The following is a 22,343-nucleotide window of genomic DNA, read 5'->3' as shown; positions in this document are numbered from 1 at the left end:
TTCGCGAAGCGACCCGAAAAGTTTGGGAAGGGAGAGGGGATGGGGGTCCGGGGGAAGGGGAGAGGGAAACCTTTTCCAAAAGGTTTCCCTCTCCCCTTCCCCCGGCCGCCGGAGGCGCCTCTTCACCAAGGAGCGAGCATGCCGCAGGTTGTGATTTTCATGGGGTCGATTTCGGACGAGGGCACGATGCGTCCGTGTTCCGATCTGTTGACCGAGTTGGGCGTGGACCACGTGTTCACGGTTTCTTCGGCCCACCGCACGCCGGAGCGCACGGCCCGGCTGGTGGCCGAGTACGAGGCGGACGGCTGCCAGGTGTTCATCTGTGCGGCGGGCCTGGCCGCCCATCTGGCCGGGGCCGTGGCCGCCAAGACCACGAAGCCGGTCCTGGGCGTGCCGCTGACCGCCTCGCCCCTGGGCGGCATGGACGCCCTGCTGGCCACGGTACAGATGCCTCCGGGCTTCCCGGTGGGCACCCTGGCGCTGGACAAGGTGGGCGCGAAGAACGCCGCCTGGCTGGCCGCCCAGATCCTGGCCCTGCACGACGAGTCCCTGGCGGCCCGCATCCGCGCGGCTCGCGACGGGTTCAAGGAATCCGTGGAAAGGGCCGCCGCGAGCCTGTAGCCCGCGTCCGCGCGACGGCCGCGGTCCGTGCGGCTTCGCCATCGACATTGTCCGGCCCCCTCGCGCCCCGCGCCCGGGGGCCGTCTTGCCCGTGACCGGGGTTTCGCGTATCAACCGGGGTCAGAACCATGACGCATTCCAAAACGCAACAGGGCGCCGAATCCGGGGTGCCGCGATACCGGTCCGGCAAGGCCTCCAGACGGTTCCTCCGCAACCTTGTCTGGGTCCTGGTGGTGGGCGGCCTGTTCCTGGCGGGGCAGGCCATGCGTTACTCCCTCAACCGCGCGCAGCTCCTGGAGATTCGGGAGGCGACCGACAACCTCTACCGTTCGGTGCTCGGCCCGGACATCGGCGGTTCGCCCTTTGGGCGGCTGCAGTTCGAGCACGGCAAGCTGACCGCCGCGAGCCGCATCGGGCTGGACCCGTTGTCCGTGCTGGCGGCCCTGAGCCGTCCGGCAGGGGAGCGGGTGCGGCTGGACGGCGTGACCCTGACCGGGACCACGGGCCGGGTCCGGGGGTTCTTCAGCGGCCCGGAAGAGGGATTCATGGACTATCTGGAGCGGCTTTCCGACGACGACCGGTACCTGTTCTCCGTGTACAGGAGCGACCCGCTGGACGACGGCGTGCTCTTTACCCTGACCGTGGAGCCCAAGTAGCATGGCCTCGAAGCGCATGACCTATTTCTGGAGCGACTGGCCTCCGGCCTCGCAGGAGCGGCTGTTCAAGTTCGTCCTGACCGGGGTGGCCGGGCTGTGCTTCGCGGTCCTGGTGGGGCTGAACCTGTTCACCGGGGCGCTCGGCCAGCAGATCGCGGCGGTCAAGCAGGAGTACGGGCTGGTCGTGCCGCTGGTCCAGGAGATCACCACCCTGCGCGCGCAGCAGGGCGACCTGGCCGGACTGGTCCCGGAGGAGGCGGTGCGGCGCATCGTCGAGGACCGCGTGCTGGGCGACTACGTGCAGTCCCTGCGCTCCTCGCGCATCGGCGAGAACCGGGACGGGGTCCAGGTGACCTTTGCCGGGCTGACCCTGATCATGCTGACCGATTTTCTGCAGGACGTGCGCGACCGGGCAAGCCTCCAGGCCCCGGAGTTCACCCTGACCCGCAACCCGGACGATCCGCGCCTGGCGGACGTGCACATGGTTTTGGCCAGGTAGGGGTCGGGCATGGCCGAGAGGAAACGCACCAAGCCGTCGTCCCTGCCGGGGCGCATCCTGGCCCGGTTGTTCCTGGTGGTTCTGGGGTTCGCGGTGGGCGTCGTGCTCTTCACCCCCTGGAACAAGATCTGGGCCAACGCCCTGACCCGGCTGGACGCCAGCCAGCCCGCCGTGGGGCTGACCTGGGGGGCCATCGACCGCGACGGCCCGCTGGGGTTCCGGCTGCGCGACTTCAAGATTTCCGTGGCCCAGACGCCGGGCCGGTTGCATTTCAAGCAGGCCTACGTGTCCGTGGGGTTCTCCCCCCTGGCCACGGTGCGGCTGGACACGGGCGGTCCCCAATGTCGGCTGGAGCTGTTTTCCAACGGCGTGTTCGATTTCGAGGGCGACCTGGACCTGACCTACCTGCTCGGCGACAGCGATCTCAAGGGGGTGCTGCGCGCCTCCGGCAGCCTGTTCCTGCCCGAGGGGGCGCGGCTGCCCAAAAACGGCTGGGTGGACGTCCGCTCCCAGCAACTGGTCCTGCCCGGCGACAAGGTGGTCGAGGACCTGGCCTTCACCGCCGAGATCGAGAACGAGCACATGGCCGTGCGCGATTTCTCCATCCGTCTGCCCCTGACCTACAAGTCGTCCGGCACGGCGGTCCTGGACCCGGACAACCTCTTCCGCACCCGGTTCAACCTCAAGGGCGACATGACCGTGGGCCGCGAGGTCTTCGCCTATGAAATGAACGGGACCCTGGGCGACGCCATGGCGGCCCGTTAAACAGTCGATCCGCCTTCAGTTAAAGGAAAGTTCATGAAGATCGCCGTCATACATGCGAACGCCGCCGACCTGCTCGCGGACTACGGCTCCCTGCTGGCGGCCATGGCCGGGCTGGACCACCAGGTCAACGCCGTGGCCCCCGCCCACGGCCCGGAGGCCGGGGCCGGGTTCGACGCCCTGGGCGTGGAGTACGCCATGTACCCCCTGACCCCGCGCGGGTTCACCCCGTTCGCCGACATCACGACCCTGCTGCACCTCAAGCAAGTCCTGTTCCGCATCCGGCCGCAGCTGATCCTGTCCATCGGCTCCAAGCCCATGGTCTACGGCTCCCTGGCCGCGCGCATGGCCTGGGTGGGCGAGCAGAAGCGGGTCTACTCCCTGGTCACCGGACCGGGATACGCCTTTACCGGCGAGTCCGGCCTGAAGCGGCGGCTGCTCTACTCAGTGGCCAAGTCCATGTTCCGGGCCGGGTTCAAGTCCTGTGACGGCATTCTCTTCCGCACCGCCGAGGAGGAAACCTTCTACCGCGCCATGGGCGTGCTCCAGGCCGACGCGCGCACGGCGGTGGCGGACGGCCCGGACACGGCGGACAGGGACGGCTCCATCCTCGCCTTCACGGGGCTGATTACAGCCGATTGATCGGACAATCGGGTTGGCAATACCGCTTCCCATGGTGTAAACTGGGGTCGCATGCTCCCAAAAGCGGGGCGTGCCGAACGGCAACCAAAGGAGCGGACTCATGAACATCACCCGAATTCTTCTCCCCGTGGACGGGTCCCGGCTGTCCGATGCAGCCGCCGACATGGCCATCGAACTGGCCGCCGAAAGCGGCTCCATCGTCCTGCTCAACGTGCGCAGGACCGTCCCCACCGGCCTGGGCCAGCCCAATGCGGGCGAGCTGCTCGAATACCTGAACAAGAACGCCGAGGCGATCATGGCCCACTACCGGGCCAAGCTGACCAACGCCAAGACGGATTTCCAGGAGCTGGTCGTCGGCGGCGACGTGGCCGACGTCATCAGCAACGTGGCCGACAACGAGAAGTGCGACCTCATCGTCATGGGTTCCAAGGGCAAGTCCGACCTGGAAGGGCTGTTCCTGGGCTCGGTGACCCACAAGGTCCTGCAGACCACGTCCAAGCCGGTCCTCGTGGTCAAGTAGCCATCAGGCGCTTCCCGTGCCGATGACCACCGCATACTTCGAACGGCTGCGCGCCCGCGTCGCAATCCTTCTGCTGGCTGCGGCCGTGGGCGTGGCCCTGAGCGTGGTGTCGTCCCCCGCCCCCTGCGCGGCCCAGGAGCGTTTGCTCGTGGTCGCGGACCGCCGGATGCCCTACAACGGCGAGCCGGGCGACCCGCGCGAGGGATACGCCGTGGAGATCCTGCGCGCCGTGTTCGAGCGCAAGGGGTACGAGGTGGAGTACGCCCTGCTGCCGTGGAAGCGGGCGGTCCAGGACGTGCGCACGGGCAGCGCGGACATTCTCATCGGCGCAGTGCGCGAGGAGATGCCGGACCTGATCTACCCCAAGCAGTCCCTGGGCCGGGCCGACCTCTGCTTCTACTCCACGGACAAGGACTGGCGCTTCACCGGCCCGGATTCCCTGGGCGGCGTGGTCACCGGGTTCGTGCCGGGCCACAGCTACCCGGACTGGTTTCTCCAGGCCTTCAAGGACCAGCCGACCCGTTTCCACGCGCTGCACGGCGGCGACGCCTTCTCGCGCATGCTGGCCATGCTCGTCGAGGGCCGCGTCCAGGTCATCCCCGGCAGCCGCGCCGTGGCCGACTACTACATCCGCACCGGCCAGTTCCAGGAGCAGGTCTTTTTCGGCGGGTGCAGCGACGGCGACACCCGCGACCTGTTCTTCGCCCTGTCGCCCGCCAACATGCCGCGCGCCTCGCTCCTGGCCGACGCCCTGGACAGCGGGGTGGACACCCTGCGCAATACCGGCCAGCTGAACCATCTGCTCATCAAGTACGGCCTCAAGGACTGGCTCGGCCTGGGCCAGGCGGCCGGTCCCGGCAATTGACACCGGCCCGCCTCCACTCTACCCTTTCGCACGATCCGGCGCGGAGTCATCCGAGACCCCGGCGCAACCTCAACCTCCTCCCGGTGCCCCCATGTCTGTTACGGTGATGCTCGTTGTTCTCCTGGCGGCCCTGTTTCACGCGACCTGGAACCTGTTCGTCAAGAACACGGCGGACAAGCACCTGTCCATGACCGCCGTGGTCCTGGGCCACGTCCCCTTCGGGGCGGGCGCGCTCCTGGTCGCGCCGCTGCCCGACGCCGCCTCCCTGGGCTACATCCTGGCCGGGGCGCTGCTCCACGTGGGCTATCAGCTCTTCCTGCTCAACTCCTACCGGCACGGCGACCTGAGCCAGGTCTATCCCCTGGCGCGCGGCGTGGCCCCGCTCCTGGTGGCCGGGGCGTCCGTGCTCCTGCTCGGCGAGCGGCTGTCCGTCACGGAGACCCTGGCCGTTGCCGCCATCGCGCTGGGCATCATGAGCCTGACCCTGGTCCGGCGCAGGGACGGGCTGCGCAACGGCAAGGGGGCGTTTCTGGCCCTGGGGACGGGCGGGTTCATCGCGGCCTATTCCCTGGTGGACGGCACCGGGGCGCGTCTGGCCGGGACCGCCCTCGGCTTCTACGGCTGCCTGACCATCATCAACGGGGCGGTGCTGGCTTTGATCATGCGCGCCACCCGGCCCGGCGTGGTCACCGCCGCGTTGACCCGCAACCTGCGCTTCACCCTGGTGGGCGGCGGGGCGTCGTTCCTGGCCTACGCCCTGGTCACCTGGGCCTTCACCATGGCCCCCATCCCCCTGGTCACGGCCCTGCGCGAGACGAGCATCATCTTCGCCCTGATCCTCGGCGTGGTGGTGCTCAAGGAGCGGCTCGACCTGATGAAGGTCGCGGCCACGGCCTGCACCCTGGCCGGGGCGTGTTTGCTGCGCTTCGGGCGCTAGGCCGTGAACTCGGTATTTCGGCCCGACGGACCCGATTCAAACCGAACCCGGCGGAAAACCGGGATGATTTCCGGCCGATTCCCGGCAGCCGCCGCCCGTCGCCGCACCAGTCACCGTATTTTTACCTTTTTTCTGTTGTCCCGGCCCTTGCCGAACTGGTATCGTGCAACCCTTGCCGCAGCACAAACCGGTCAAGGGAACGGCCCCGGCAACAGTCGCCGCGAGGCCGAGAGCGATACATTTTGCTGATCAACCAAACCCATCGGAGGGACACATGAGCATCCCGGTATTCAACTGCAAAAACGCGGACGACGTGATGAAGGCCGTCAAGGACTACAACGTCAGCTTCATCCAGTACTGGTTCCTGGACATTCTCGGCACCCTGAAGAGCTTCCAGATCACTCCCAGCGAGCTGGAGGCGTCCTTTGAGGAGGGCATGGGCTTCGACGGCTCGTCCATCCTCGGCTTCTGCCGCATCGACGAGTCCGACATGGTCGCCATGCCCGACCCGACCACCTTCCAGATCTGCTCCTGGAGGCCGTCCGAGAAACCCGTGGCCCGCATGTTCTGCGACGTGGTCAACCCCGACGGCTCGCCGTTCGAGGCCGATTCGCGCTACGTGCTCAAGAAGGTCATGGCCCAGGCCGCCGAGAAGGGCTACACCTTCTACGTCGGCCCCGAGCTCGAATTCTTCCTGTTCGCCGACGACCAGGACACCGAGACCCTGGACGCGGGCGGCTATTTCGACGCCCCGCCGCTGGACCTGGGCAACAACATCCGCCGCGACATCATCTTCGCCCTGGGCGCCATGGGCATCCAGGTGGAGTACTCCCACCACGAGGTGGCCCCGTCCCAGCACGAGATCGACCTGCGCTACCAGGAAGGCATGAAGATGGCCGACACGGCCATGACCTACCGGGTGGTGGTCAAGGAGACCGCCCGCAAGTTCGGCTGCTACGCGACCTTCATGCCCAAGCCGATCTTCGGCGAGAACGGGTCCGGCATGCACGTCCACCAGTCCCTGTTCAAGAACGGGCGCAACGTGTTCTACGACGCCAACGACGAGTACCACCTGTCCGCCGAGGGCAAGGCGTACATCGCGGGCATCCTCAAGCACGCCCCGGAGTTCGTCTGCGTGACCAACCAGTGGGTCAACTCCTACAAGCGGCTGGTGCCCGGCTACGAGGCCCCGGTGTACATCGCCTGGGCGCGGCGCAACCGCTCGGCCCTGGTGCGCGTGCCCATGTACAAGCCCGGCAAGGAGAACGCCACCCGCATGGAGCTGCGCTGCCCGGACCCGGCGGCCAACCCGTACCTCTGCTTCGCGGTCCAGCTGGCCGCGGGCCTCAAGGGCATCGAGGAGAACTACGTCCTGGCCGATCCGGTGGAAGAGGACATCTTCGCCATGAACGACCGCCAGCTCAAGCGCAACAAGATCAAGGCGCTGCCCGGTTCCCTGTACGAGGCCGCCATGAACCTGGAAAAGTCCGCGTTCATGAAGGAGGTCCTCGGCGACCACCTGCACGCCGCCCTGGTCGAGAACAAGCTGGCCGAGTGGGACGAATACCGCACCCAGGTTACCGAATACGAATTGGACAAGTACCTTCCTATTCTGTAGGGGCGCGCAAGTCGCAAAAATACGGCCCGCTGCATGCGCAGCGGGCCTTTTTTTGCTCTTGCGCGCAGGGGCGCGGCTTCCGATAGCGGGCCATCCGCACATTTTTTCCGGCCGGGCCAATCCTCACGTAGACAGCTACGCTGCGGTTGCCCCGGCCGGAAGAAAATGCACGGCTGACCCACCCGATTCGCTTCATTCAAGAGAGAAATACCAATCCCGTCCGAAGGCCCTCCCCTGGAACGCCTTTGAGGCGCAGCCTCAAACAGTGGCTTTCATACCCCGCCAAGCCTTACGAAGGCCCTTCTTCCTTCGCTCTTAGTACCGCCAAGCCGCACGCAGCGAGCCCTGTTCTGGACGCCTAGAAGCCGACCGCGAAGGGGCGGCGGCTCTGCTCCCGTGGCCCGGAGGTATTCCATAAAAGGGGCGCTCCCGTGGAGACTGTCCCTATACTTTTGATCAGATGGAGCCGCCCCGAGCAGATCGGATTCTTGGCGTCCAAACTCGGGCGGGGCCGCCCACCAAAGCATTTTTCTTTGGTTCTTTCTTTTTTGCTTTGGAAAAAGAAAGAACCCCGCCGGGAGGGCTGTTACAACTTGGAGGAGCGCCAGCGACGGCTCTGTTTCCCAGCCTCCGCCCGCCCCCGGCCCAAACATCCCGTCAAGTTGATTTTTTATGCTTATCGCCCGCTTTCAAGCGACATTCTTCGACAAACCGGGGTGTTGGCGAAAACCAGAGGTATGCTGGCCCGGATTCCCGGAGACGACCTTCGGGAACGAAACCGAGGAGGTCAACATGACTCCGCCATATCTCTGTGAAGCCAGGCGCGGCCCGGATGGTCGCATTATCGAGAAAACCGAGACGGTTCGGGGGCGCAAATCCACCTGGAGCTACGAGTACGACGAGGCCGGGAGGCTGACCAAGGCCCAGCTCGACGGTCGGCTCATCTGCCAGTGCTGGTACGACCGCGAAGGCCGCCGGGTGCGGGACTATCTGCCCGCCACCGCCGGGGCCAACTACCGGGAGTACCAGTATACCCAGGACAACCGGCTGATGCGCGCGGGTTCCGGCCAGTACTCCCACGACGAGCGCGGGTTCAGGTCCATTTGGTCGGCCAGGGGTGTGTATACCCTGTATGAGTACGCGCCGGACTACCGGCTGCTCAAGGCCGAGGAGGAGGACCGGGACAAAGCCTTCACCTTCCGCCACGACGAGGACGGCCAGCGCACGGCCAAATACCTGAACGGGGAGCTTGTGGAGGCGTACCAGTGGCTCGATTTCGTCCGCCTGGCCGGGTTTCACGACGGGCAGCACGGTCACGAATTCGCCTACCGCGACGGCGAGCGCACCCCCTTTGCCATGCGCCGGGACGACGGGACCGTGGCCGGGCTGTTTTACGACCAAGTCGGCTCCCTGCGCCTGGTTGTGGACATGCACGACAACGTGATAAAGGAAATCGTGTACGACCCGTTCGGCGGGATCATCGAGGACACCAACCCGGCCCAGCGCATCCCGCTCGGCTTCGCGGGCGGCCTGCACGACCGGGATTTAGGCTTCGTCCGCTTCGGCTGGCGCGACTACGACGTCAAGACCGGCAGATGGACCGCGCCCGATCCCATCGGGGAGAAAGGCGGTGACCCGGACTGGTACGGCTACTGTCTGGATGACCCGGTGAACGCGGTGGACCCGGCGGGGCTGTGGACCAATGAACATGGCGAGGAAATCTCGAAAGGGCGACCTATAACCGAATATTTCCCCGGTATAGGAACACCCTTTTCCGCAATGGGCACTAAACGGAATGTCCAAAAAGGATTGCGAGACAAGAAAGCGGATTATTCGGATGAGAATGATTGGGAGATGCGGAAAAATCTTGAAACGGAGGCCGAAGGCTTTGGTTTTTGGGACGCGGTTCTCGGCACATATCGGTTCAAAACCGATGACGGTGCTGTCGAACATTATGTCGGCAAGGCTAAAAGTACGATCGGTAAAAATTAACCTTTTGGGGAAGGCTGCGCAGAGCCCGCGCAGCCTTCCAGCGGGGGGTGTGTGAGAAAAATAACATTATTCATGATAGTTATGAGTTATGTTGCGCCTTCGGCACTCAAGCTGATCACATTCATTCAGGATGGACGCCCCGTTTTCTGGGTGGCGTTACCCATCTTGAGTTCTGCGCTTCTTGTCATTCTTGGCGTCTTGACTTTTAAGGGGAGTCTCATTTCAAAATACCTCATGTGCGGTTTCCTCATGCTGTGCGGTCTCTTGATGGTCCCGTATTATTTTTCTCCGGCAATTGAGGCAGTGCCTATGCGCCTCTTTTTGGGCTCTTACGGATTGGGGTGGATTGTCTCATCTATTTGGATTTTCAAAGTTTATCCGACAGAGTGACGTACTAAAACAACAAGCCCTTCCGGTCGGCTCCCACGCCCGGGACCTCGGTTCAATCCGCTTCGGCTGGCGGGACAAATCCGCAGGACGGCGGATTTGGCATTGGCTCTGTGGCCGAGTCCGCTCGGTCTTGGAGCTAACGACAGCAGCGATGACGTTGCGGTCTTTCCGCCACGCACCGAAGGGGTGAGGGCCATGGGCGGCCCGAATCACTACGACGTCAAGACCGGCAGATGGACCGCGCCTGATCGGATTGGAGATCGGCGCGGCGACCCGGATTGGTAAGGGTGCCTCGATGACCCGGCGAACGGGGTGGACCCGTCCTGGGCAACTCAGAGGAACGGCTGGAGGATGAAATACAGGCCGAGAAGCCCTATCACCCCCCCGGAGACGCGGCGGAACAACCTGCCGCCCCGTTGCCAGGCCGAGTTTTCCAGCACTCTCCTGACCAGGGCGGCGGACCCGCCTGCCACGGCGATGGGGATGCAGTGGCCGATGCCGAACAGCACGATGAAGGCCGCGCCGGTGAAGAATTCCCGCTGCACGGTGATGATCGCCAGGATGGGGGCGATGAAGCCGAAGGTGCACGACCCCGAGAGCACGCCGTAGGCCAGCCCCAGCACGAACGCTCCGGCCATGCCCCTGACCTTGAGCCGGGAGAGCAGCCCTCCGGACAGGGAGCATCCGGCCACGCCGAGCATGTCGAGCGCCACCCAGATGAGCACCGCGCCGACCAGGATGGTCCAGTACGGGCCCAGGTCGCCCAGCATGCGGCCCAGCAGGGAGCAGACGATGCCCACGGCCGCGATGGTCAGGAACAGCCCGGCGGTGAACACGACCGCGTAGCCGGTCGCCCGGCGTCCTTCGACGATCCTGTCCTGCCCGGCCACATACCCGACGATGAGCGGGATGGAGGCCAGGTGGCAGGGGCTGAACAGCACGCTGACCATGCCCCAGAGGAAGCACCCCAACGCCCCGAACAGCACCCCGCCGGTCATCCACTGGTTGATGAGAATGAACAGCTGGTCCATGCTCAATCCGCAGCGCCGAGCTCGGTCAGCTTGGCCTTGATGCTCTCCTTGTCCATGAACCCGATGTGCCGGAATCGCTCCTTGCCCCGGGCGTCGTAGAATATCTGGGTGGGGATCGCCCTGATGCCGTATTTGGCGACCTCGTCATGGTGTTTCCAGACGTCGATGAAGGCGATGGCAACCTTCCCCTCATACTCCCTGGACAGCTCCTCTATGATCGGCGTCATCATCTTGCAGGGAATGCAGGCGTGGGCGCCGAGGTCCACCATGGTGACCCGTCCCGGCACCGGCAGCGCCTGGGGCGCGCCGGAGATCAGGTCCGCGGCCGTGGGCTCCCCGGCCCGGGCGGTTTGGGACAGGAACGTCAGGGCCAGGCAGAGAAGCAGGGCGGTTATCAGTTTACGCACGGGGTCATCCTTGGAGTCGTTGAGAGACCGCCCGGACCACGGTTTCGATGTTTTCGGGGGTGGCCGGGGATTCGCCTTTCTTGAGCCCCAGGCCGTCCAGCTGGAAGTGCTCGAATTCGGTGAATCCGGCTTCCTCCAGGGTCTTTTTGGCGCAGTTCAGCGGGCAGCCGTCAATGGCCACCACCCGCTGGGCCGCTTCGGTGGACTTGACGATGCCGGACACCCTGCCGCCGATCCCGGCCAGGCAGAACATCTTCAGCGCGCCTTGGCGGGAGAGGGCGCGGGCCGCCTGATCCGCCACCTCGCCCACGTCGGCCGCTCCGGAGCAGGCGAACACGAATATCGGGGCCGCACCACACGCACAACCACAATCGGACATGATCCACTTCCTTGTTTCGAGGTTACTTCAACCAGCCCAGGACTTCTTTCTTGGACGGGGCCTTGCCCACCACCTTGACCTCGCCGTCGATGACCACCGCCGGGGTGGCGAACACGCCGTGCTTGGCGATCTCCTGGAAATCCTTGACCTTCTCGATGTCCGCTTCGACGCCCGCTTCGGCAACGGCCTCGCGCACGGTCTTTTCGGCCTGTTCGCACTTGGGACAGCCGGGGCCCATGACCAGAATTTTCATGTGTAACTCCTTGGTTAGATAATGGCGTTGAAAAGATAGCCCACAACGAGGATGCCGCAGCCGACCACCAGGATGAACGCCCCGATGAGCCTCGGCTTGAGCACCTTGCGCAGGATGACCATCTCCGGGAAGGAGAGGGCGATGACCGACATCATGAAGGCCAGCGTGGTGCCGAGCGCCGCGCCCTTGCCGAGCAGCGCCTCGACCACCGGGATGACGCCCGCCGCGTTGGTGTACATGGGGATGCCGAGCAGCACGGACAGGGGCACGGACCACCACGCCTCGCTGCCCATGATCCCGGCCAGCTGGCCCTCGGGCACGTAGCCGTGGATGGCCGCGCCCGCCGCGATGCCCAGGATGACGAACTTCCAGACCCGGCCCACGATGTCGCGCACGGAGTCGAGCGCGTAGGCGAAGCGGTCCTTCCAGGTCATGGACGGGTCGTCCGCGGCCTGGCCCGCGCGGATCTCGCGCACCCAGTCCTCGACGTAGGGCTCAAGGCGCATGCGGCCCATGACCCAGCCCGCCACGATGGCGATTCCTATGCCCGTGGCGAAATAGAGCGCCGCGATCTTCCAGCCGAGCAGCCCGTAGAGCAGGACCAGGGCGATCTCGTTGACCATGGGCGCGGCGATGAGGAAGGAGAAGGTCACGCCCAGCGGGATGCCCGCGGTCATGAACCCGATGAACAGCGGCACGGCCGAGCAGGAGCAGAACGGGGTGACCACGCCGAGCAGCGCGGCCATGACGTTGCCCGCCGACTCCCGTTTTCCGGCCAGGAAGGAGCGAGTCCAGTTGACGGTCACGAAGGAGCGCAGGATGCCCACGCCGTAGACCACCAGCAGCAGGAGCATGAGCACCTTGGGCGTGTCGTAGACGAAGAACTGGACGGCGGAGCCAAGATGGCTCGCAGGGTCGAGCCCGAGCAGGGCATAGGCGAACCACTCGGAAAAGGGCAGCAGCTGCGAATAGAGCGCGTACCACGCGCCCAGCGCCAGCAGTTGCAGGAGCAGGATGCGGCCCAGCCCGGCACCGCCCGCCTTGCGCGGTTCGGCCCCGCAACTACAGGAAATGTTGTCTGACTTGTTCATGATCCCCTCGATTGGCAAATTCGCCAAGTGTTGTTCCAAAAAAAAAGCGGTTCGCCGGGCAGGGGCGTCCCCTATTTGCGGCCGGCCTCGATAACGGACTCGATGCAGTGGAAGAAATTGATCACGCAGGGCACGCGCAGCCGGTAGTAGATCTGCTTGCCGCGCCGCTCGTCCTCCACGATGCCCGCGCGCTTGAGCACGGAGAGGTGCTTGGACACCGTGGACAGGTCCGCGCCCACCAGGTCGCGCAGGTCGCAGACGCACCGCTCCCCGCGCGAGAGCTCGTCGATCACCATCAGCCGGGACGGGTGGGCCATTGCCTTGACCACCTTGGCCCGCTCTTCGAATCGGTCGGCCAGCAGAATGTCTTCCATCGGTTCCTCCATGGTCTACATTTGGCAATATAGCCAAGCGTCAGCCGAAGTCAAGTCCCGGTCCGGGAAAAGGACGAAAAAAAGGGATCAGTCGCGGGGCAGGATGGACGCCTTGCCGTGGGCGTAGGTCAGCCGGTGCGGCTCGTTGCGCACCACGTGGTCCAGGGCGGCGGAGATGGGGGTCAGGCTGGTGATGGCCCCGCCGTTGGAGGTCACGGTGACGAACACCTTCTGGCCCGGCTTGGGGTTGAAGTAGACCATGCCCTCGGCCCGTTTCTGCCAGTTGCTCTCCAGGGTCTTGCACCCGCCGACAAAGGTCTGGGGCACGTAGGGCGTGATGGCGTACACGTTCTTGAAGGTCACGTTCTTGAGGGTGCCGTCGGCGTTGTTGCCCATGACCTGCACCCGGCTCACGGTGGCGATGGCCTTGATCTCGGACTCCTGGGCCATCATGGACAGGTAGTCCCGGTCCTGGGCCTGCGCGGGGAGGGCGGACAGCCCGAGCGTCAGGAGGATGAATGCTGCGAGGATTATGTGGAGTTTCATGCTTTTCGATGGGTTCGGATCTGTTTGGTGAAACGAATGCACCCTAGCCCAGACCCCTGGTCAGCGCAATACCGCTTTTTGCACATCCTGTGCGGAATGCAGGGCAAACGGCCGGGGGTTGCCTTTTCCCTCCCGATGAATACTATTCATACCGTTAAGGTATGGAATAAAACCCTAGGAGGACCCCATGGGAACCGTACAGGCGGTCAACATCAGCGACCGGAAAGGCGAGAAGAAGCACGAAGTCGAATCCATCACCCTGGTGGAGGATCACGGCGTGGAGAACGACGCCCACGGCGGCAGCGAGCGGCAGGTCAGCCTGCTGGCGTTCGAGCGTATCGAGGACATGAAAAAGGAGCTGGCCACTCTCAAGGCCGGGGATTTCGCCGAGAACATAACAACCACCGGGATCGCGGCGTCGGAGCTTGCGCCCGGCATGCGCCTGGCCGTGGGCGGGGCCGAGCTGGAGATCACCCAGATCGGCAAGACCTGCCACCACGGGTGCGCCATCCGCAAGCAGGTAGGCTATTGCATCATGCCCAAGGAGGGCGTGTTCGGGCGGGTGGTCCGAGGCGGCGAGGTCCGTCCGGGGGACCGGATCGAGATCCTCGGCGGCTAGGAGGCGCATTCGCGGGCCAAGCGTTCGTCCGTATCGACAAAACCGGACGAACCCGGTAGTTTCATGACTGAACCTGGAGGTCCCATGGAACAACTCTTGTCGGCGGAAAACATGCAGTGGCTCATCTGGCTCGGCATCGGCGTGGTCTTCATCCTCGCCGAGCTGGTGGTGCCCGCCTTCATCATCATCTTCTTCGGCATCGGCGCGCTCATCGCCGGGGGCACGGCCTTTTTCGGGGCCTCGGTCCCGGTGCAGCTCGTGGTCTTCGGGGTCTCCTCCGTGGTCCTCATCGTCCTGCTCCGGCGGGTCATGGCCTCGACCTTCTCCGGCCAGGAGGCCGGGGACGAGGACGCGGGCGCGGACCCGGCGGGCTCCCTGGCCGAGGTCAGCGAAGCCATCTCGCCCAGCCGGCCCGGCAGGATCAAGTTCCAGGGGTCGTTCTGGACCGCCCGGAGCGCGGAATCCGTGGAGGCCGGCTCCATGGTCCGCATCGTCAAGCGCGACGAAAAGGACGCCAACACCTTCGTGGTGGAAAAGGAGCTTTAATATGGATCCCGCAACCATGACATCCCTGATAACCGCACTGGCCTTTGTTCTGGTGCTGGTTGTCCTGATCATCAAGACCGCCGTGGTCGTGCCCCAGAAGAGCCACTTCGTGATCGAGCGGCTGGGCAAGTATTCGAAAACCATCGGGGCCGGGCTGCATATCCTCATCCCCTTCATCGACAAGATCGCCTACAAGCGGAGCCTCAAGGAAGAGGTCATGGACGTCCCGGCCCAGACCTGCATCACCCGCGACAACGTGTCCGTGACCATCGACGGCGTGCTCTACATCCGGGTCGTCGACGCCATGATGTCCTCCTACGGCATCGAGAACTACTACATCGCGGCCTCCCAGCTGGCCCAGACTTCCCTGCGCTCGGCCATCGGCAAGATCGACCTGGACAAGACCTTCGAGGAACGCGAGACCATCAACGCCTCGGTGGTCCAGGCCGTGGACGAGGCGGCCCAGGAGTGGGGCGTCAAGGTCATGCGCTACGAGATCAAGGACATCACCCCGCCCTCCACGGTCATGAACGCCATGGAGCAGCAGATGAAGGCCGAACGCGAGAAGCGCGCCGAGATTGCCCTTTCCGAGGGCGACCGCCAGTCCCGCATCAACCGCTCCGAGGGCATCCGGCAGGAATCGGTGCTCGTCTCCGAGGGCGAGAAGCAGAAGCGGATCAACGAGGCCGAGGGCCGCGCCCGCGAGATCACCCTGGTGGCCGAAGCCACGGCCGAAGGCATCCGCAGAGTGGCCGAGGCGGTCACCCTGCCGGGCGGCGACGAGGCCATGCGGCTCAAGGTCGCCCAGCAGTACATCGAGGAATTCGGCAGGTTGGCCAAGACCAACAACACCATGATCATCCCGGCGGACATGGCCGACATGGGCGGCATGGTCGCCGCGGCCACCGAGATCATCAAGAACACCTCCCGGCGTTGCCAAGGCAAGGGCCAAGGGCCCGCCGTCCCCGCCGAGTAGCCGCACGCGGCAGCAGACAAACGGCCCCGCCCGGACAATCCGGGCGGGGCCGCTTCGTTTGCGAAAAAGAACCGGGATCAGGCCAGCAGGGCCGCGCCGCCGGAGTCGATGATCTGCTGGACCTGGTCGTCGAGGATGTCCGCCTCGGGGCCGGTGACCAGGAACTTGTCCAGGGAGGTCGGGGCCAGCCCCAGCAGGGTGACCTCCACTGAGGCGGTCCCGTCGCCCACCAGCAGGTGCATGCCGTCGCCGCCGTAGGTGGCCGGGCCGAGCACGGACAGGCCGTCGGCCAGGAAGAGCTGGTCCGCCGTCCCCTGCCCCGAGCCGGGGTCGAACCCCTCCACCACCAGGGTCTCGCCGTTCACCAGCGCCTCTCGGTTGAGGAGGATGGCGTCGTCGCCGTCGCCCAGCCGGATGTAGTCGTTGCCGCTGCCGGGCAGGATCAGGTTCACGCCCACGCCGGAGTCCATGTCCTGAGACTCCTCCATGCCGTGGGTCAGGGGTCGCCCGGCCACGATGAAGTCGTCGCCCTCGCCGCCGGACAGGACGGTCAGGAAGTTTTGCCCCCCGTACAGGGCGTCGTCGCCGTCCCCGCCGTCGATGACCTCGGCAAAGGAGATGCCGGTTTCGGTGCCGTCCACCACCCCGCGCGGCGAACCGAACAGGGCGTCGTCGCCGTCGGTCCCGGCCAGGAACTCGAGCCCCTCCTGGGAGTCGCCCACCACGTAGGAATCGAAACCGCGCTCCACGCTCACGGAGTCCAGCAGGGTGCCGTACCCGTCGTTGTGGTCCGCGTACTCGCTGAAGGTCAGCTCGGCGTGGTCCCGGTCGGCGGTCAGGTTGAAGGAGAGCCGGGTCCAGTCCGTGGCCGCGTCGTCGGACCCGTCCACATACCCGTCATTGGTGAAATGGAAGTCCCGGTCCGAGCCGTCCGAGGTGGTCACGCCGTGGCCCAGAGTGACCAGCCACGCCCCGTCGCCGAAGTCGGCGTCCCAGGTCACGGCGGCCACCAGCTGGTCGCCCAGGGTGACCTTGAAGTCGTTGGAGGAGAGCCCGGACTCGCCGTCCTCGCCCGCGCGCGGGGTGAAGCTGAAGGTGACCGTGACCGACTGACCCGCCTGAGTGGCCACGGCCTGGGTCAGGGTGTCGTCCGCGCCGGACCTGGCGTCCAGCTCCATGAGCCGAACGCCCTCCTCGGGTTTCTGGTCCATGTCCGTTCCCCAGGTCTTCATGGCGCCGTCGTCTTGGGCGGGGGGGCATCTGAGGGCCGATGTCTTGGGGCTGAAAAAGAATTGCGGAGAGAGCTGATTGTCCACGTCGCCAAGGTTGCGCCAGTTGCCCAGGTCGTCCACATAGCCCCAGGTGGACCCCCTGTATCCGGAGGCCTCGAACCCGGGGTTGAGCAGGATCTGCACGTCCATCTGTTCCTCGAATACGGGGCCGCCGCCATGGTTGCCCGGAGGCCCGCCGTCCGTCGATCCACCGTCCGTCGATCCGCCGTCCGTCGATCCACCGTCCGTCGATCCGCCGTCCGTCGGCCCGGCCTCGGTCTCCGTGCCGAGGGGCGAGTCTATCGCGCCCAGCGGCGAGATCCCCTGGACCAGGGGAGGCGCTGCGTGGGGCGAATAGGCGTCGCCCTGGCCGCCCACGGCGTTCAGCCCGTCGGCCAGCGAGCCGGGATCGTCGGCGTACTCGCCGGACCCGGACCCCGTGGCCGCGCCGTCGGCCTTGGTCTCCAGTTCGGGTTCCGGGCCCATGTCGGGCGCGAACGCGAAAAGATAGGTCTCGCCCGGCACCCGCTCGCCGTTGAGCAGCTCGAACACGGGCAGCTCGCCCTCGGAGGCCAGAACCAGATACTCCCGGAGCACCACACAGCCGCCATCCGGGCAACCGATGACCAGGTCGTCGCCCGAGGCGGCAAAGACCGCTCCGGACAGGTCGAAGTCGAACCGCACCGGAATGCCGGGGGTCAAACCATAGGAATTCGATGCGCCTGGCCCGGGCTGCGCCACTCTGAGGGTATCCGCCACTGCCGCCTCCTGGGTGGATTGGGGAAAACAATACGAGAGAAGCCATACTAAGGGGCGTCTTTTATTTTTGTCAAATTACATTGTTTGTTTAAAACCAGATGGTTATACTGTTGAAAAGTTGCGATAACAGATGTTTTGCCTTACGCCGTGGCCGGATGGAAAAATGTCGGTAGCCCATGAATATATCGTTAGGAAATACTTATTCACATCGGCCATGTTAAAAAAAATTCAATGCGATCTGATTGATCCACAGGAAATCAGGGAGATTGTATTTTTAACGTCCTGTAATAAAAGGCAGTATTTTTTCCAAAGAAAATTCGGTGTTCATCCTGCCCGGCCGGGCACGGCTCTGCTGGGCGATAGTTGCTCGACCATCCGGCGATTTTCAGCCGTTCAGCCTGGTAACCATCCGATATCATGCGGTTTCGACAATTGGCCACAGGCGCTTTACAGCGGCCCCGCACTGCCGTAGACCGGTGGGTATGAGGACAATCGATCAGCGCAATTGGCCCAGGAAAAGCCTGTACGACTATTTCCGGTCGCTGCCGTCGCCGCATTTCTCCATCACCGCCGACGCGGACGTGACCCGGCTCGTGACCCGCGCCAAGCCGCGCGGGGTGTCCGTGTTCAACGGCGTGCTCTACGCCGTGCTGCACGCGGCCAACCGCATCCCGGAGTTCCGCCAGCGGCTGCGCGGGGATCAGGTGGTCGAGCACGACTCCGTGCATCCCGCGCCCACCGTACCCATCGAGGGCGACCGGTTCGCCTTCTGCTATTTCGACTACGCGCCCCTCTGGGACGACTTCGACCGCGCCTGCGCCCGCGCTGTGGAGAACGCCAAGCGGCAGACCGAACTCGCGGACGGGTCCGCCGACCGCGACGACCTCGTCTTCACCACCTGCCTTCCCTGGCTCGCCTTCACCTCCATGCACCACCCGGTCCAGGGGCCCGACGACGCCTTCCCGCGCATCGCCTGGGGCAAGTTCACCGAACGCCAGGGCCGCTGGACCATGCCCGTCAATGTCCAGCTCCACCACGCCCTCGCCGACGGCCTGCATGCCGCCCGCTTCTACCAATACACCCAGGAAACCCTCGATTTGTTTGAGTAAAAGTGGGGGGATGCCTCCGGCGGCTGGGGGAAGGGAGGAAAAACCTTTTGAGAAAGGTTTTTCCTCCCTTCCCCCAGACCCCCATCCCTCCGTTTCCAAAACTTTTTGCGTGCCTTCGGCAAGGGCGTCCGGGAGCGGAAGGGTGAGTGTTGGGGGAGGGGTTGGGGTGGACGCGGGAGAATTGGCGGAACGCGCCAAGCTGGCTTTGCGGCGTTTTCGGGCTGTGTCCTGAAAAGAACCTGTTCTGAACGAATCCAGACTCTTCCAATAAGAATCCGCCCCCTGTCTTGTTTTCCAAGTATGGCAGCGGGTTACATTTTGGTGATTTGGGAAGAATTTTTACACAACCATCCACACACGCCAGTTCAATTTTCAACCATTATTCCAGCTGGATATAGTGAATAGATCAGAGATTGTAAGTCGAAAGGCTTTCTGCTGTGGTGCAGGCTTTTCGACTACGTATTTTTTTGCTCCCGTTCTTCGCAATGGGTTTGCCCGATCTTTTCCCCGGAATTCCGTCGCCGGTCCTCACAGTCCGGTGTAATAAAACCCAGCCCAGAAGTATGGGTGCGGGTATCTTTTCAAGGCATTTACCTGTGCTTCCTGAAGAGCCAACGGCGTGGGCTCCCGGCGCAGATTCGCGTAGAAATCCACCATCAGCTTTTCCGTGGCGTCATCGGATATTTTCCAAAGGCTTGAAACAAGGGAGCCTGCACCTGCGTAAAGGAACGCTCTGTTCAGCCCGATGACATCGTCTCCGGCCATGATAGTCCCGATCCCGGTCTCGCAGGCGGACAAAACCACCAGCCGAGCCTTGGTCCTCATCGCATAGATTTCACCGGCGGTCAGATGTCCGTCCTCTTTCTTCCCCGGGCTGAGCAGCACGGAAGAGGCGAACGGCGTCTTTGCGTCGTATGTGCCGTGCGCCGCCAGGTGAACGATGTCCGCTTCGCCGATCAACTCCTTCAGGGTGGATTCGGAGGCCTGGTCGCGAAGCAGGAGTTGCGACCGGGGTACCAATCTGCTGATTGCCCTAGCCTCCCGCTCGGTGCCGGGCAAATCGAGCTGCTTGTTCCCGAGATTCGGGTTTCCAAAGACGACGGCAGTAGTAAGATTGTCCTCTTTCCCTTGTTGCTTCAGGTACCGGGTTATGCTGGAGCTTGGAAGCTGGCGCAGGGTCGTCCTTTCACAGAGAAATTGATGTCCGTCGCTCAGGGCGGCGAAGGGAATGTGATGCAATATGCCGTGAGGAACGATGATCGTGTTTCGTCTGAGCTCGATATTCGAGAAGAGCCGATCGTACAACATCTTGGAATGCATTTCGTAATCAGCTGATTGAGTCAGGATGGCGTCGCGCAGTTTTTTGACATGCTCGTCCAGTCCCTCCGCGCTTCGAACAACCACGCTCACACGGGAACTACTGACGGTAAAAATGTATAATGAATCTCGAAAAATGTAGAATTCCAAGAGGTTGGTCCCTTGAGGCAATTTGCTCCGGATGGCGTCGGCAGAGCATGTTTTGCCTCCGATCAGTTCGGAAATCATCGGGTTCGATGCGTGGAGTTTGGTCTGTATGACTGTGATGGACCGCCTTTTTCCGTTTTGGAAATCTGGATCATTGTTCAACTCGGATGCTTTAAAGTCCGCTTCCAGGGAATCCAATTGGGCCATCAGCCCCGCGAGCTCTTGATGTGGAGCGGCATTTGCGTTTTTGTCGCTCCTCAGGAGGTCGACAAGCGCTCGGGATTTGCCACGTTCAACATATTCCAAGGCCTTTTGAGGCTCTCCGGATTTCACCAGGCATTCGACGGCTATTCCGTAGGCCGCCTCCTTGTCCTGAATGAAATATATCTTGGACATTTCCTTGCCGATCGTGTTTCGCTGACCTTCGAGCGCATCGCAGGCCGCAGAGCTGTGGGCAAAGGCTCCGCTGATGTCGCCTTCGTCCAACGCAATCCGCGCCCGGTCTATATTCGCCGCGACCAGCACCAGGCCGAGTCCCTTTGTGGCTTTGTCTTTGAGGACGGCGTCCAGCAGCTCCTTGGCCGCCTTCGGCTCATGCATCTCCAACAGGCATTTTGCTAACATGAATTGTTCCAGGATTAGCTGGTCGTTCTGCGCGTTGAAATCCCCAGTGACGATTTCCGCGGCCTGTCCCGACATTCCCAGGGGGGCGAGGGCAAGCCCAAAGAGTCCTGCGAAAATGATCTTTTCGGGAGTGAGTCCCGTATATTTTTCCAGATAAATACGGGAGTTGGCGTATTCTTCCAGTGAAAAGTAGATACAGGCTATCCAGTAGTACAACTCATGCCTTAAGGCCGAGGAGGCAAGGGAAGTGTATATTCCCTCCCTACCAGCCAGGCTGGCCAAAATATCTCTTGCAATATACTCGCGATTCGTTCGTATGTAGTAAATCGACAGGATTCCGTATGCCCGTATCCTGTCGATTTCGTCGGTATCTGTATTGCCAGCGTCATCTATACTTTTGTTGATCTTAACAGTTTTCCAAATGGCATCGGCAATGCCTTCCGCCCCGTCCAGTTCATTGAATTCCAGGGCGATACTCATGTCATCAATGAAAATCGGAAGCATTCTTTTCAACTGGTTCTCACCGACCTTATTATAGGAGGCGTGATTCTCGTATGTCGGTTTGTACAGGCGATCCAGATTATCCCTATCCCACAGGGCATCGATTTTGCGGTAGTATTTTCTTAATGGCGCGTCGTACTTAATTGCATTTATCTCTCTGCATCTCTTGTAGTAAGTGGAAAAATTTGTTTGACACAGCAGCCAAAGCTCTTTTTCGGAACACAACGAATAGGTCTTGTAGTCCTTTATCTTATAATAGGCATCGCATATCTCCGGAGTGAAGTCGGCGTCCTCAGTGTTCGGGTATGCCTTTTTATGCAGTTGAACGGATTCATAGTATTCTCCGTTTATACTTGCTCTGTGCGCTTTCTTCAGGGGGGTGCCACATGCCGCTACTAAAAGCAATGTCGCTATAATGGCTGTGTTTTTTATGGTCGTCATAGCATTCGCAACTAATTGTATGTGGTAGTGTTTCAACGGTGATGGCAAAATGTCAGCAGGAGTTTATTAAAAATAAGTTTTGTTATCATTTCTGTAAACGCTTTTTTTTTAATAGGTCTAGGTTGGAACAGGATCTGGTTTTTCGGTAATAGGTCAATTATGCCGGTAAAAAACAAGTACGCAAATCGTTCAAAAATTGCGGAAGCCAAAACCAGAGAGCTGGCCAGGTCATTTTGCTACGATTTGGACGCAACTCAGATAAGCAAGGTGGCGAGAATAAAATGAAATACCGTCAATCGGTATTTGCAAGCCATCAGGACGCGAATCGCTGAGTTTTGTGAGGCTCAATCCCCCTCACTAGGACGATTGAGGTCAATGATAGTTTCATTGGCCCGTGTCGACAGAAGGGACATGTACGAGGTCCTCCTGAAGATACTCCGGAAGAATCCT

General features: G+C 62.7%; 24 protein-coding genes. 15 read left to right on the top strand and 9 right to left on the bottom strand.

What is annotated here, in order from left to right:
* Positions 1 to 138: 138 nt before the first annotated feature.
* The 10 genes from purE to AWY79_RS02355 all read left to right on the top strand — a co-directional run bounded on the left by purE (position 139) and on the right by AWY79_RS02355 (position 9,112).
* A complete protein-coding gene (gene purE, locus AWY79_RS02400) occupies positions 139 to 621 on the top strand; it encodes a 5-(carboxyamino)imidazole ribonucleotide mutase (RefSeq protein WP_066799758.1) in 483 nt (160 codons plus the stop codon).
* A gap of 128 nt (positions 622 to 749) precedes the next feature.
* Positions 750 to 1,277 carry a hypothetical protein gene (locus AWY79_RS02395; protein ID WP_066799755.1) on the top strand — a complete coding sequence of 176 codons (528 nt, stop codon included), beginning with the start codon at positions 750 to 752 and terminating at the stop codon, positions 1,275 to 1,277.
* A gap of 1 nt (position 1,278) precedes the next feature.
* Positions 1,279 to 1,776, top strand: a complete 498-nt coding sequence (locus tag AWY79_RS02390; protein ID WP_066799752.1) for a hypothetical protein — start codon at positions 1,279 to 1,281, stop codon at positions 1,774 to 1,776.
* A gap of 9 nt (positions 1,777 to 1,785) precedes the next feature.
* Positions 1,786 to 2,541: a hypothetical protein gene (locus tag AWY79_RS02385; protein ID WP_066799751.1), complete on the top strand. Its 756-nt coding sequence runs from the start codon at positions 1,786 to 1,788 to the stop codon at positions 2,539 to 2,541.
* A 33-nt stretch (positions 2,542 to 2,574) separates the two neighbouring features.
* Complete coding sequence (locus AWY79_RS02380; protein WP_066799749.1) at positions 2,575 to 3,180, top strand: glycosyltransferase; 606 nt, start codon at positions 2,575 to 2,577, stop codon at positions 3,178 to 3,180.
* A gap of 100 nt (positions 3,181 to 3,280) precedes the next feature.
* Positions 3,281 to 3,700 carry a universal stress protein gene (locus tag AWY79_RS02375; protein WP_066799742.1) on the top strand — a complete coding sequence of 140 codons (420 nt, stop codon included), beginning with the start codon at positions 3,281 to 3,283 and terminating at the stop codon, positions 3,698 to 3,700.
* Positions 3,701 to 3,722: 22 nt separating this feature from the next.
* On the top strand, positions 3,723 to 4,565 hold the full coding sequence (locus tag AWY79_RS02370; RefSeq protein WP_066799739.1) for a substrate-binding periplasmic protein: 843 nt from the start codon (positions 3,723 to 3,725) through the stop codon (positions 4,563 to 4,565).
* Between the two features lie 91 nt (positions 4,566 to 4,656).
* On the top strand, positions 4,657 to 5,502 hold the full coding sequence (locus AWY79_RS02365) for a DMT family transporter (protein WP_066799738.1): 846 nt from the start codon (positions 4,657 to 4,659) through the stop codon (positions 5,500 to 5,502).
* Positions 5,503 to 5,776: 274 nt separating this feature from the next.
* A complete protein-coding gene (locus AWY79_RS02360) occupies positions 5,777 to 7,120 on the top strand; it encodes a glutamine synthetase family protein (protein ID WP_066799736.1) in 1,344 nt (447 codons plus the stop codon).
* Positions 7,121 to 7,912: 792 nt separating this feature from the next.
* Positions 7,913 to 9,112, top strand: a complete 1,200-nt coding sequence (locus AWY79_RS02355; RefSeq protein ID WP_233490980.1) for an RHS repeat domain-containing protein — start codon at positions 7,913 to 7,915, stop codon at positions 9,110 to 9,112.
* A gap of 722 nt (positions 9,113 to 9,834) precedes the next feature.
* On the opposite strand, the gene AWY79_RS02345 is transcribed toward AWY79_RS02355, so the two are convergent.
* From AWY79_RS02345 to AWY79_RS02315, 7 genes are all read right to left on the bottom strand, one after another.
* Positions 9,835 to 10,533 (bottom strand): cytochrome c biogenesis CcdA family protein, encoded by a 699-nt coding sequence (locus AWY79_RS02345; RefSeq protein ID WP_066799733.1) that lies wholly within the window; start codon positions 10,531 to 10,533, stop codon positions 9,835 to 9,837.
* 2 nt (positions 10,534 to 10,535) lie between these two features.
* Positions 10,536 to 10,940: a thioredoxin family protein gene (locus tag AWY79_RS02340; RefSeq protein ID WP_078063581.1), complete on the bottom strand. Its 405-nt coding sequence runs from the start codon at positions 10,938 to 10,940 to the stop codon at positions 10,536 to 10,538.
* A gap of 4 nt (positions 10,941 to 10,944) precedes the next feature.
* Positions 10,945 to 11,319: a putative zinc-binding protein gene (locus tag AWY79_RS02335; RefSeq protein WP_066799731.1), complete on the bottom strand. Its 375-nt coding sequence runs from the start codon at positions 11,317 to 11,319 to the stop codon at positions 10,945 to 10,947.
* A 22-nt stretch (positions 11,320 to 11,341) separates the two neighbouring features.
* Positions 11,342 to 11,572 (bottom strand): thioredoxin family protein, encoded by a 231-nt coding sequence (locus AWY79_RS02330; RefSeq protein ID WP_066799729.1) that lies wholly within the window; start codon positions 11,570 to 11,572, stop codon positions 11,342 to 11,344.
* Between the two features lie 14 nt (positions 11,573 to 11,586).
* The gene (locus AWY79_RS02325) at positions 11,587 to 12,663 is read right to left on the bottom strand and encodes a permease (protein ID WP_066799726.1); all 1,077 of its coding nucleotides are present in this window, start codon (positions 12,661 to 12,663) and stop codon (positions 11,587 to 11,589) included.
* Between the two features lie 71 nt (positions 12,664 to 12,734).
* Complete coding sequence (locus tag AWY79_RS02320; protein ID WP_066799724.1) at positions 12,735 to 13,037, bottom strand: ArsR/SmtB family transcription factor; 303 nt, start codon at positions 13,035 to 13,037, stop codon at positions 12,735 to 12,737.
* An 87-nt stretch (positions 13,038 to 13,124) separates the two neighbouring features.
* Positions 13,125 to 13,583: a hypothetical protein gene (locus AWY79_RS02315; protein WP_066799722.1), complete on the bottom strand. Its 459-nt coding sequence runs from the start codon at positions 13,581 to 13,583 to the stop codon at positions 13,125 to 13,127.
* Positions 13,584 to 13,770: 187 nt separating this feature from the next.
* Between AWY79_RS02315 and AWY79_RS02310 the strand changes: the two genes are divergently transcribed.
* The 3 genes from AWY79_RS02310 to AWY79_RS02300 all read left to right on the top strand — a co-directional run bounded on the left by AWY79_RS02310 (position 13,771) and on the right by AWY79_RS02300 (position 15,724).
* Positions 13,771 to 14,202, top strand: a complete 432-nt coding sequence (locus AWY79_RS02310) for an MOSC domain-containing protein (protein WP_066799720.1) — start codon at positions 13,771 to 13,773, stop codon at positions 14,200 to 14,202.
* 84 nt (positions 14,203 to 14,286) lie between these two features.
* Complete coding sequence (locus AWY79_RS02305) at positions 14,287 to 14,748, top strand: NfeD family protein (RefSeq protein ID WP_158509834.1); 462 nt, start codon at positions 14,287 to 14,289, stop codon at positions 14,746 to 14,748.
* A gap of 16 nt (positions 14,749 to 14,764) precedes the next feature.
* Entirely contained in the window at positions 14,765 to 15,724 is a 960-nt protein-coding gene (locus AWY79_RS02300; protein ID WP_199533831.1) for an SPFH domain-containing protein, read from the top strand.
* A 77-nt stretch (positions 15,725 to 15,801) separates the two neighbouring features.
* On the opposite strand, the gene AWY79_RS02295 is transcribed toward AWY79_RS02300, so the two are convergent.
* Positions 15,802 to 17,754: a hypothetical protein gene (locus AWY79_RS02295; RefSeq protein WP_133987372.1), complete on the bottom strand. Its 1,953-nt coding sequence runs from the start codon at positions 17,752 to 17,754 to the stop codon at positions 15,802 to 15,804.
* A gap of 163 nt (positions 17,755 to 17,917) precedes the next feature.
* On the opposite strand from AWY79_RS02295, the gene AWY79_RS18600 reads away from it, so the two are divergent.
* A complete protein-coding gene (locus tag AWY79_RS18600) occupies positions 17,918 to 18,226 on the top strand; it encodes a hypothetical protein (protein ID WP_133987374.1) in 309 nt (102 codons plus the stop codon).
* A 10-nt stretch (positions 18,227 to 18,236) separates the two neighbouring features.
* Positions 18,237 to 18,863 (top strand): chloramphenicol acetyltransferase, encoded by a 627-nt coding sequence (locus AWY79_RS02290; protein WP_066799714.1) that lies wholly within the window; start codon positions 18,237 to 18,239, stop codon positions 18,861 to 18,863.
* 528 nt (positions 18,864 to 19,391) lie between these two features.
* Here the strand turns inward: AWY79_RS02290 and AWY79_RS02285 are convergent.
* Positions 19,392 to 21,893 (bottom strand): CHAT domain-containing protein, encoded by a 2,502-nt coding sequence (locus tag AWY79_RS02285; protein ID WP_066799712.1) that lies wholly within the window; start codon positions 21,891 to 21,893, stop codon positions 19,392 to 19,394.
* Positions 21,894 to 22,343 lie beyond the last annotated feature (450 nt).

It is taken from the genome of Pseudodesulfovibrio indicus (assembly GCF_001563225.1).
Classification (GTDB): domain Bacteria; phylum Desulfobacterota; class Desulfovibrionia; order Desulfovibrionales; family Desulfovibrionaceae; genus Pseudodesulfovibrio; species Pseudodesulfovibrio indicus.
The sequence above is the reverse complement of the archived record's forward strand: the minus strand, read 5'-3'. Positions and strand labels throughout refer to the sequence as shown.

What these genes read in the sequence shown, in the direction of transcription:
- purE (WP_066799758.1), top strand. Translation starts at nt 139, where the DNA reads ATGCCGCAGGTTGTGATTTTCATGGGGTCGATTTCGGACGAGGGCACG.
- AWY79_RS02395 (WP_066799755.1), top strand. Translation starts at nt 750, where the DNA reads ATGACGCATTCCAAAACGCAACAGGGCGCCGAATCCGGGGTGCCGCGA.
- AWY79_RS02390 (WP_066799752.1), top strand. Translation starts at nt 1,279, where the DNA reads ATGGCCTCGAAGCGCATGACCTATTTCTGGAGCGACTGGCCTCCGGCC.
- AWY79_RS02385 (WP_066799751.1), top strand. Translation starts at nt 1,786, where the DNA reads ATGGCCGAGAGGAAACGCACCAAGCCGTCGTCCCTGCCGGGGCGCATC.
- AWY79_RS02380 (WP_066799749.1), top strand. Translation starts at nt 2,575, where the DNA reads ATGAAGATCGCCGTCATACATGCGAACGCCGCCGACCTGCTCGCGGAC.
- AWY79_RS02375 (WP_066799742.1), top strand. Translation starts at nt 3,281, where the DNA reads ATGAACATCACCCGAATTCTTCTCCCCGTGGACGGGTCCCGGCTGTCC.
- AWY79_RS02370 (WP_066799739.1), top strand. Translation starts at nt 3,723, where the DNA reads ATGACCACCGCATACTTCGAACGGCTGCGCGCCCGCGTCGCAATCCTT.
- AWY79_RS02365 (WP_066799738.1), top strand. Translation starts at nt 4,657, where the DNA reads ATGTCTGTTACGGTGATGCTCGTTGTTCTCCTGGCGGCCCTGTTTCAC.
- AWY79_RS02360 (WP_066799736.1), top strand. Translation starts at nt 5,777, where the DNA reads ATGAGCATCCCGGTATTCAACTGCAAAAACGCGGACGACGTGATGAAG.
- AWY79_RS02355 (WP_233490980.1), top strand. Translation starts at nt 7,913, where the DNA reads ATGACTCCGCCATATCTCTGTGAAGCCAGGCGCGGCCCGGATGGTCGC.
- AWY79_RS02345 (WP_066799733.1), bottom strand. Translation starts at nt 10,533, where the DNA reads ATGGACCAGCTGTTCATTCTCATCAACCAGTGGATGACCGGCGGGGTG.
- AWY79_RS02335 (WP_066799731.1), bottom strand. Translation starts at nt 11,319, where the DNA reads ATGTCCGATTGTGGTTGTGCGTGTGGTGCGGCCCCGATATTCGTGTTC.
- AWY79_RS02330 (WP_066799729.1), bottom strand. Translation starts at nt 11,572, where the DNA reads ATGAAAATTCTGGTCATGGGCCCCGGCTGTCCCAAGTGCGAACAGGCC.
- AWY79_RS02325 (WP_066799726.1), bottom strand. Translation starts at nt 12,663, where the DNA reads ATGAACAAGTCAGACAACATTTCCTGTAGTTGCGGGGCCGAACCGCGC.
- AWY79_RS02320 (WP_066799724.1), bottom strand. Translation starts at nt 13,037, where the DNA reads ATGGAAGACATTCTGCTGGCCGACCGATTCGAAGAGCGGGCCAAGGTG.
- AWY79_RS02315 (WP_066799722.1), bottom strand. Translation starts at nt 13,583, where the DNA reads ATGAAACTCCACATAATCCTCGCAGCATTCATCCTCCTGACGCTCGGG.
- AWY79_RS02310 (WP_066799720.1), top strand. Translation starts at nt 13,771, where the DNA reads ATGGGAACCGTACAGGCGGTCAACATCAGCGACCGGAAAGGCGAGAAG.
- AWY79_RS02305 (WP_158509834.1), top strand. Translation starts at nt 14,287, where the DNA reads ATGGAACAACTCTTGTCGGCGGAAAACATGCAGTGGCTCATCTGGCTC.
- AWY79_RS02300 (WP_199533831.1), top strand. Translation starts at nt 14,765, where the DNA reads ATGACATCCCTGATAACCGCACTGGCCTTTGTTCTGGTGCTGGTTGTC.
- AWY79_RS18600 (WP_133987374.1), top strand. Translation starts at nt 17,918, where the DNA reads ATGTCGGTAGCCCATGAATATATCGTTAGGAAATACTTATTCACATCG.
- AWY79_RS02290 (WP_066799714.1), top strand. Translation starts at nt 18,237, where the DNA reads ATGAGGACAATCGATCAGCGCAATTGGCCCAGGAAAAGCCTGTACGAC.
- AWY79_RS02285 (WP_066799712.1), bottom strand. Translation starts at nt 21,893, where the DNA reads ATGACGACCATAAAAAACACAGCCATTATAGCGACATTGCTTTTAGTA.